General features: G+C 68.4%; 7 protein-coding genes. 2 read left to right on the plus strand and 5 right to left on the minus strand.

All coding sequences use genetic code 11. From position 1 onward, the window contains the following. The 3 genes from AC1VTH_RS05035 to AC1VTH_RS05045 form a co-directional block, all read right to left on the minus strand. On the minus strand, window positions 1-597 hold a 597-nt coding region (locus AC1VTH_RS05035; RefSeq protein ID WP_481335051.1), incomplete at its 3' end, for a tetrahydrofolate dehydrogenase/cyclohydrolase catalytic domain-containing protein. Further along, the gene (locus tag AC1VTH_RS05040) at window positions 581-1,249 is read right to left on the minus strand and encodes a cyclodeaminase/cyclohydrolase family protein (RefSeq protein ID WP_481335053.1); all 669 of its coding nucleotides are present in this window, start codon (window positions 1,247-1,249) and stop codon (window positions 581-583) included. The genes AC1VTH_RS05040 and AC1VTH_RS05035, both read right to left, overlap by 17 nt. A gap of 81 nt (window positions 1,250-1,330) precedes the next feature. Then, window positions 1,331-2,995 (minus strand): formate--tetrahydrofolate ligase, encoded by a 1,665-nt coding sequence (locus AC1VTH_RS05045; protein ID WP_481335054.1) that lies wholly within the window; start codon window positions 2,993-2,995, stop codon window positions 1,331-1,333. Between the two features lie 305 nt (window positions 2,996-3,300). On the opposite strand from AC1VTH_RS05045, the gene AC1VTH_RS05050 reads away from it, so the two are divergent. After that, window positions 3,301-4,410, plus strand: a complete 1,110-nt coding sequence (locus AC1VTH_RS05050; protein ID WP_481335055.1) for a PucR family transcriptional regulator — start codon at window positions 3,301-3,303, stop codon at window positions 4,408-4,410. Here the strand turns inward: AC1VTH_RS05050 and AC1VTH_RS05055 are convergent. Further along, on the minus strand, window positions 4,407-5,015 hold the full coding sequence (locus tag AC1VTH_RS05055) for a 5-formyltetrahydrofolate cyclo-ligase (protein ID WP_481335056.1): 609 nt from the start codon (window positions 5,013-5,015) through the stop codon (window positions 4,407-4,409). The two genes, AC1VTH_RS05050 and AC1VTH_RS05055, sit on opposite strands and share 4 nt — an antisense overlap. 21 nt (window positions 5,016-5,036) lie before the next feature. Further along, entirely contained in the window at window positions 5,037-7,739 is a 2,703-nt protein-coding gene (locus AC1VTH_RS05060; RefSeq protein WP_481335057.1) for a valine--tRNA ligase, read from the minus strand. 213 nt (window positions 7,740-7,952) lie between these two features. On the opposite strand from AC1VTH_RS05060, the gene AC1VTH_RS05065 reads away from it, so the two are divergent. Continuing rightward, a partial coding sequence (locus AC1VTH_RS05065; protein ID WP_481335058.1) for an MscL family protein occupies window positions 7,953-8,053 on the plus strand: 101 nt, incomplete at its 3' end.

Consider the following 8,053-nt stretch of genomic DNA (forward strand, 5'->3'; position numbering starts at 1 on the left):
GGTGTGGGCCGCGAGGTCGCGCGTCTTGGTGTGGCACATGCACACGGTGGCGTTCTTGCGCTGCAGCATGAGCGACACGGGCCTGCCGATGACGAGCGAGCGGCCCACGACGGTGACGTCAGCGCCCGCAAGCGGCACCTCGTAGTGGTCGAGCAGGCGCACGACGGCCTCCGCCGTGCAGGGGGCAAAACCCGTGCCCGCACCCGTGAGCACGTGGGCAAGCGAGGCGTCCGTGAGGCAGTCGACGTCCTTCTCGGGGGCGATGGCCGCAGCCGTCTCCTCCTCGCTCAGCTGGGCCGGAAGCGGGCGGAACAGCAGGATGCCGTGGATGCCCGCGTTGACGCTCGCCACACGGACCTTGTCGAGCAGCTCGGCCTGCGAGCAGCTCTCGGGAAGCACGACGCGGTCGACGGCCACGCCCGTCTTGCCCGCGCGCGAGAGCACCCCGCGCTCGTAGGCAAGGTCGTCGGGGCGCTCGCCCACGCGGATAATCGCGAGCCGCGGCGTGATGCCGCGGGCCTCGAGGGCGGCGGCGCGCCCGGCGACACCCTGGGTGATGGCGGCCGTGACGGGCGCGCCCCTAAGCAGTGTGGCCATGGCCGTATCCCTTCTTCATGACGCCAATCGCAAGGTCGGCGATGGCCTGGGCGCGTGGCTCCCACTCGGCGATCAGTGCCACGCACTGCTCGTCTATCTCGCGGGCACGTTCGCGGTCGCGCATCGAGGCGGTGTTGACGCAGACGGTGAGGTTCGCGGCGTCGAGCGCCCCCCGGCAGAGCATGGCGCCGCAGCCCACGTCGGAGAGGAGCAGCCGCGAGCAGTCCTGGGCCATGCCCTCGAGCAGGGCGATGGCGCGGGCGCAGGCCACCATGATGCGGTAGGGCGGCAGCGCCGCCTCGTGCAGGGCAGTCTCGATGGCCTCCGGGCGCGCGGGGTCTTCGCGGTCGAGGGCATAGGACGCGCTCACGAGCTCGTAGGCCGCCGCGTCCTCGTCGACGAGGCGCGTGAGCTCGGCACGAATGCGCTCGGCGGCGGCCACCGTATGGGCGAGCTCGGCTTGCCTGGCGGCGAAGGCTGGCTTGCCCTCGTCGTAGCGGGCGACCATCGAGCACAGCGCCACGCCGAGCGCGCCCACGTAGGCGGCCGCCCCTCCGCCGCCCGGCACGGGCGTGCGCTGGCTCAGCGCCTCGGCAAAGGTGCGGCAGCTCTCGTCCATCATCGATCTTGCCTTGTCCTGCATGTCCTGCATGTCTTGCAAACGCTCCTCACACGTGATGGCGCGGCCGCGCGCAAGCGGCCACGCCACCCAATCTAGCTGGTATTTCTTGCCCTAGAAGAGGCCGGTGATGCGGCCCTTCTCGTCCACGTCGATGTTCTCGGCGGCGGGGTGCTTGGGCAGGCCCGGCATCGTCATGATGTTGCCCGTGAGCGCCACGACGAAGCCCGCGCCCGCGGCGACCTTGACCGAGCGCACCGTGATGCGGAAGTGCTCGGGCGCGCCCAGGCGCTTGGCGTCGTCGGTGAAGGAGTACTGGGTCTTGGCCATGCAGACGGGCAGGTTCGTGAAGCCCTGCTCCTCGAGCTGGGAAATCTGCTTGGCTGCGGCGGGAGCAAGGTCGACGCCGTCGGCGTGGTAGACGCGCCTCGCGATGGCCTCGATGGTCTCGCGGATGCCGCCCAGCTCGTAGGCGCAAGCAAACTCGTGGGGCTGCTCGCACAGGCGCACGACCTCACGCGCCAGGTCGAGGCCGCCCTCGCCGCCCTTGGCCCAGACCTCGGAGAGTGCTACGTTGACGCCCAGCTCGCGGCACTTGCTCTCGACGAGCGCGAGTTCGGCGGGCGTGTCGGTGGGGAACGCGTTGATGGCGACCACGACGGGCAAGCCAAAGACGTCCTGCATGTTCTGGACGTGACGCAGCAGGTTGGGCATGCCGGCCTCGAGCGCCTCGAGGTTCTCCTCGGAGAGCGCCGCCTTGGGCACACCGCCGTTGTGCTTGAGGGCGCGCACCGTGGCCACCACGACGCAGGCGTCGGGGGCAAGGTCCGCCATGCGACACTTGATGTCGCAGAACTTCTCGGCACCAAGGTCGGCGCCAAAGCCGGCCTCGGTGACGACGTAGTCGCCGAGCTTCATGGCCGTGCCGGTTGCCATGACCGAGTTGCAGCCGTGGGCGATGTTGGCGAACGGGCCGCCGTGGACGAAGGCCGGCGTGTGCTCGAGCGTCTGCACGAGGTTGGGCGAGATGGCGTCCTTGAGCAGGGCCGTCATGGCACCCTCGGCATGCAGGTCATGCGCCGTGACGGGCGCGCGGTCATAGGTGTAGCCCACAACGATGCGGCCCAGGCGCTCCTTGAGGTCTGCGATCGAGGTGGCGAGGCAGAAGCATGCCATGACCTCGGAGGCCACGGTGATGTCGAAGCCGTCCTCGCGCGGCATGCCGTTGGCGACGCCGCCCAGGCCGCAGACGATGCTGCGCAGCTGGCGGTCGTTCATGTCGACGACGCGCTTCCAGGTGATGCGGCGTGGGTCGATGCCAAGGTCGTTACCCTGCTTGATGTGGTTGTCGAGCATCGCGGCGAGAAGGTTGTTGGCCGCGCCGATGGCGTGGAAGTCGCCCGTGAAGTGCAGGTTAATGTTCTCCATGGGCACCACCTGGGCGTAGCCACCGCCGGCGGCGCCGCCCTTGATGCCAAACACGGGACCCAGCGACGGCTCGCGCAGGGCCAGGACGCTCCTCTTGCCAAGGCGCTGCAGAGCGTCTGCCAGGCCAACGGAGGTCGTGGTCTTGCCCTCGCCCGCGGGCGTGGGGTTGATGGCCGTGACCAGCACGAGCTTGGCGCGGCGCGGGCGATCGCCCAGCTTGGTGACGTCGACCTTGGCCATCTGGCGGCCGTAGGGAATGAGCTCGTCGTCGGTGATGCCAAGGGTGGCGGCAACCTTGTCGATGGGCCAGACCTCGGCCTCCTGCGCAATCTCGATGTCAGACTTGGGCATGGGTTCTCCAATCGCGTCCGCGTGGGCCTCGCCTCGCCATTATCCGCCGCGGCGTACGCCCGGGTAGGCATACGCGCCAGACTGGAACAGTTTGTTCGCAGGCCCTGCACTCTGATGCGCAGGGGCTTGGCGCAAGGCAGGCAAAAGCGAGGCCGCTTATCTCAACGAAGAGCATTCTAAGAAGTGCCGTCTAGCCGAGGAAGGCACAAAGGGCGCAAATGTGGCACGATGATGCTACAAAGTGTGTCATATGCCGAGACGGGCGGTCACGCGACGTTCACACGCGCGCAAACGAGGGAGGAAGCATGAGGCTCAACCTGCTCACGCTCAAGGACGAGCTCGACGGCCTGGAGTTCTCGAGCCACCTGGCACCGGGGGCAGCCGGCCGCACCTGCGGCTACGCCCTCCCCTGCGTGCCCGGCGAGCCACTCGAGGAGGGCGTGGTCTACGTGGCCGACGCCTCGGAGCTGCCCCAGTCGCCCCAGACGGGCGGCGTGATATCGCTCGTCTGCGTGGGCGAACCGCCGGCCGCGTGGTGCCACGGCAGGCACGACGTCCTGTGGGTCGAGGCGAGCGCCATCACGGCCCGCGCGCTTCTCGCCCGTGTCACGCGCACCTTTGCGCGCCACGAGCAGTGGGAGCGCTCGGTGGAGCGCGCAATTGAGGGAGGTAGGCAGCCGCGCGAGCTCGAACTCGTGCTCGAGGGGCTCCTCGCCCACCAGTTGCTCGACGAGCGGCGCATCGAGGCCGCGGCGCGCGCCTTTGGCTGGGAGGTCTTCGACCGCTACCTGTGCGTCTCGATCGCCTCGGTGCAGCGCGGGCAGAGCCAAGAGCGCCTCGAGGCCACGGCGGCGTCGCTCGCCCCGCTCGTCGGGCAGGTGGGATTCGTGCTCCACGGCGCTCACCTCGTGGTGGTGTGCAACCTCACGCGCGCGGGCGCAGAGGACTCCGCGATGCTGCGTCGCATGGCCGGGCTCTTTGTGCCGGGGCTGCTCGCGGTGGGCGTGAGCAGCGAGTATGGCGACCTCAAGAACACGTTCTACTACTACAACCAGACGCTTGCGGCCGCGCGCCTGGGCGAGAAGGACCAGCCCGATGCGGCGCTGTGGCGCTACGAGGACTACCTGCTGCCCGACATGCTGCGCCGCGTGCGCGTGCGCCAGATTCCGGCGGCGCTCACGCCGGCGGGCCTTCTGCGCCTCATGGAGTACGACCGCGCGCAGGGAACCGACCTCGTGCGCCTGCTGCGCGGCTACCTCGACCACGACCGCAACGTGACGCGCACCGCCCGCGACCTGTTCATGACGAGAAGCACCTGCATCCGCCACCTCGAACAGATTCAGCAGGTGAGCGGCCTTGACCTCGACGACCCCGACGTGCGCCTCACGCTGGGGATATCCCTGCGCCTTCGCTAGCGGGGACACGGGGACGGGTCTTTTGTCCCCATCTCTGTCACGACGAGGCCGACGGGCAGGTCATGGGACTCGGTGGCGCCCAGGGCGGCGAGACTTTCGAGGAACATGGCGCTGCGGCACAGGCCCACGCTCATGCCGGCGAAGTCGCGCAGGAACGCGTCGTAGAAGCCGCCACCATAGCCCAGGCGGTATCCCCGCGCGTCGAAGGCGAGGCCCGGCACGAGCGCGAGGGTGTCGGCGCCCAGCGCACCTACGTCGACGAGGCGCTCGGGGCGCTCATACGGCTCATCGATGCCCATCCGACTGTGCTCGAAGGCTTCCCCCACACCCACCTCATACCACGCGAGCCTGCGCGGGCCCAGCACGCGCGGGGCCGCCACGCGCTTGCCGGCCGCAAGCGCGGACGCCACGAGGGCGCGCGTGTCGACCTCCTCGCGCACCGATAGGTACGCGAGCACGATTGGCGCCGCCTCCCACTGGGGCAGCCCGAGGACGCGCCGGGCCAGCGCGGCGTCGACGCTGGCGCGCAAGGAAGGACCCAGCCCCCGACGCACGGCCTTGAGCTGGGTCCTCAGGATCTGCTTGTTGTCCGGTGCCGCGGGCACGCGAAGCCTCGCTACCGGGGCCTAGGCGAGGTCGGCGAGCTGGGCGCGCAGGCGCTCGACCGTGGCGGTGAGCTCGGCGGCGCGGGCGTGCTTGGCCTCGATGACCTCGGGGGCGGCCTTGGCAATGAAGCCCTGGTTGGAGAGGGTGCGCTCGACGCCAGCCAGCTCCTTCTCGGCCTTGGCGAGGTCCTTCTCGAGCTTCTTGCCCTCGGCGGCGAAGTCCACGAGGTCGCCCATGACGACGAAGGCCTCGAAGTCGGGCTCGACGAGCGTCACGGAGGCGGCGGGCTTCTCGGCGTTCTCGGACACCTCGAGGCTGCTCACGCGGCCCACGCTCTTGACGAAGTCGGCCTGGCTCGAGAGCTTGACCGCGGCGTCGGCGGCGGCGCTCACCACGACGGCAAGCTCGGTCTTGGGCGAGAGCTTGTAGCGAGCGCGGGCAGAGCGCACGTCTGCCACGAGGCGACGGGCTATGTCGAAGGTCGACTCGGCCTCGTCGTCAACGAAGCTGGCGACGACCTTGGGGTCGGGCCATGCGGCCATCATGAGGAAGCGGCCGGCGTGCTCGTCGTAGCCGCCCTGCTCGTTGGCGTCGAGCTCGCTAGCGGGCATGGCGTCCCAGACGCTCTCGGTCACGAACGGCATCACCGGGTGCAGCATGCGCAGCGAGGCGTCGATGACGTAGACGAGGTTGCGCTGGACCTGCAAGCGCGTGGCGGCGTCGCCATCGAGCAGGCGGCCCTTGCACAGCTCGATGTACCAGTCGCAGACCTCACCCCAGAAGAAGCTCTGCAGCTCGCGGGCGTAGTCACCCATCTCGTAGGCCTCGAGGCGCTCGGTGGTGGCGGCGACCATCTTGGCGAGGCGCGAGAGCATCCAGGCGTCCTCGGGCGTGGCGGCCTTGGCGGGGCCGGGCGCGTAGCCGTCCCTGTTCATGAGGACGAAGCGGCTCGCGTTCCAGATCTTGGTAACGAAGCCCTTGGCCTGCTCGGTGCGCGGGCTGTCGATGAGCTGCTTGGTCTTCTTGTCGATGTTGGCGTCGAACTTGACGTCCTGGTTGTTGGTAACGAGCGTGAGGAGGTTGAAGCGCATGGCGTCGGCGCCGTACTTCTCAATGAGGTCCATCGGGTTCACGCCGTTGCCCTTGGACTTGGACATGCGCGAGCCGTCCTTGGCCAGGATCGTGGCGTAGATCACGACGTCCTTGAACGGAATCTCCTTGGTGAAGTACAGCGAGCTCATGACCATGCGGGCGACCCACAGGGCGATGATGTCACGCGCGGTGACGAGCGCCGTCGTGGGGTGGTGGCCCTCCATCTGCTCGGGGTGGTCGGGCCAGCCCTGCGTGGCGAAGGTCCACAGCTGCGAGCTGAACCAGGTGTCGAGGACGTTCTCGTCCTGGTGGACGTGGTGGCCGTGGCAGTGCGGACACTCGTGGACGTCGTCCATGCAGGCGTCCTCCCAGCCGCAGTCCTCGCAGTAGAAGACCGGGATGCGGTGGCCCCACCACAGCTGGCGCGAGATGCACCAGTCCTTGAGGTTCTCCATCCAGGTGGTGTAGGTGTCGGTCCAGCGGGCCGGGTGGAACTTGATCTGGCCCGAGGTCACGGCCTCGAGCGCCGGCTGCTTGAGCCTGTCGACGGCCACGAACCACTGCTCGGACAGCCACGGCTCGAGCTTGGTGTCGCAGCGGTAGCAGTGCATGACCGAGTGCTCGTGCTCGTCGATGTGGTCGAGCAGGCCGTGCTCCTCGAACCATGCGACGACGGCCTCGCGGCACTGGTCGCGGTCCATGCCGGAGAACTCGCCGTAGCCGTCGACGACGACCGCGTGCTCGTCGAACACGTTGATCTGCTCGAGGTCGTGGGCCTGGCCCATGGCGTAGTCGTTGGGGTCGTGCGCGGGCGTGACCTTCACGAAGCCCGAGCCAAAGTCCTTGTCGACGTGGTAGTCGGCAAAGATGGGAATCTCGCGGTTGACGATGGGCAGCATGACCGTCTTGCCGATGAAGGCGGCCTTCTCGGGGTCGGACGGGCTCACGGCCACGCCGGTGTCGCCGAGCATCGTCTCGGGGCGCGTGGTGGCCACGACGATGTAGTCCTGGCCGTTGACCGGCTCGGTGAGCGGGTAGCGCAGGTGCCAGAGGTGGCCCTTCTCGTCCTTGTACTCGGCCTCGTCATCAGAGATGGCGGTGGTGCACTTGGGGCACCAGTTGACGATGCGCTTGCCGCGGTAGATCAGGCCGTCGTGGTACCAGTCGCAGAAGACCTTGCGCACGGCCTTGGCGTACTCGGGGTCCATCGTGAAGCGCTCGTTGTCGAAGTCGACCGAGCAGCCCATGCGGCGGATCTGCTTGATGATGGTTCCACCGTACTCGCGGCGCCAGTCCCAGCACGCGTCGAGGAACTTCTCGCGGCCGATCTCGAGGCGCGAGATGCCCTCGCTCTTGAGCTTCTTGTCGACCTTGGTCTGCGTGGCGATGCCGGCGTGGTCGGTGCCCACGATCCAGCGGGTGGAGCGGCCGCGCATGCGGTTGTAGCGGATGATGGAGTCCTGGATGGTGTCATCCATGGCGTGGCCCATGTGCAGCACGCCCGTGACGTTGGGCGGCGGAATGACGACGGTGCAGTCGCCGACGCCCTTGCTGCGCCGGTAGCAGCCGGCATCGATCCACTGGTCGATGAGCTTGGGCTCGGCGGTTGCCGGGTCGTAGGTCTTGGGCATGTCGGCGGCGCCGGCCGCAGGCTTGTTCTCTGCCACGGAAGAACCATCCTCTCGCAAGGCTATCTCTGGAACGCGCGCCGCTCGGGCACGGGGCCGAGCCGCTGGTAGCGCATTCGCATGTACGTACAGACAGTCGATTAGAATAGCACGTTGGGCCGCGCCGAGACGGGCGCGGGCCCATGCTGGGGCGCTACGAGCATGCAGGAGAAAGACATGGCCAGGGACGGCAAGAAGGGCGTCATCGCCGAGTTCGCCGAGTTCATCAATCGCGGAAACGTGATGGACCTGGCCGTTGGCGTCATCATTGGCGGCGC

Source organism: Parolsenella sp. (assembly GCF_982402205.1).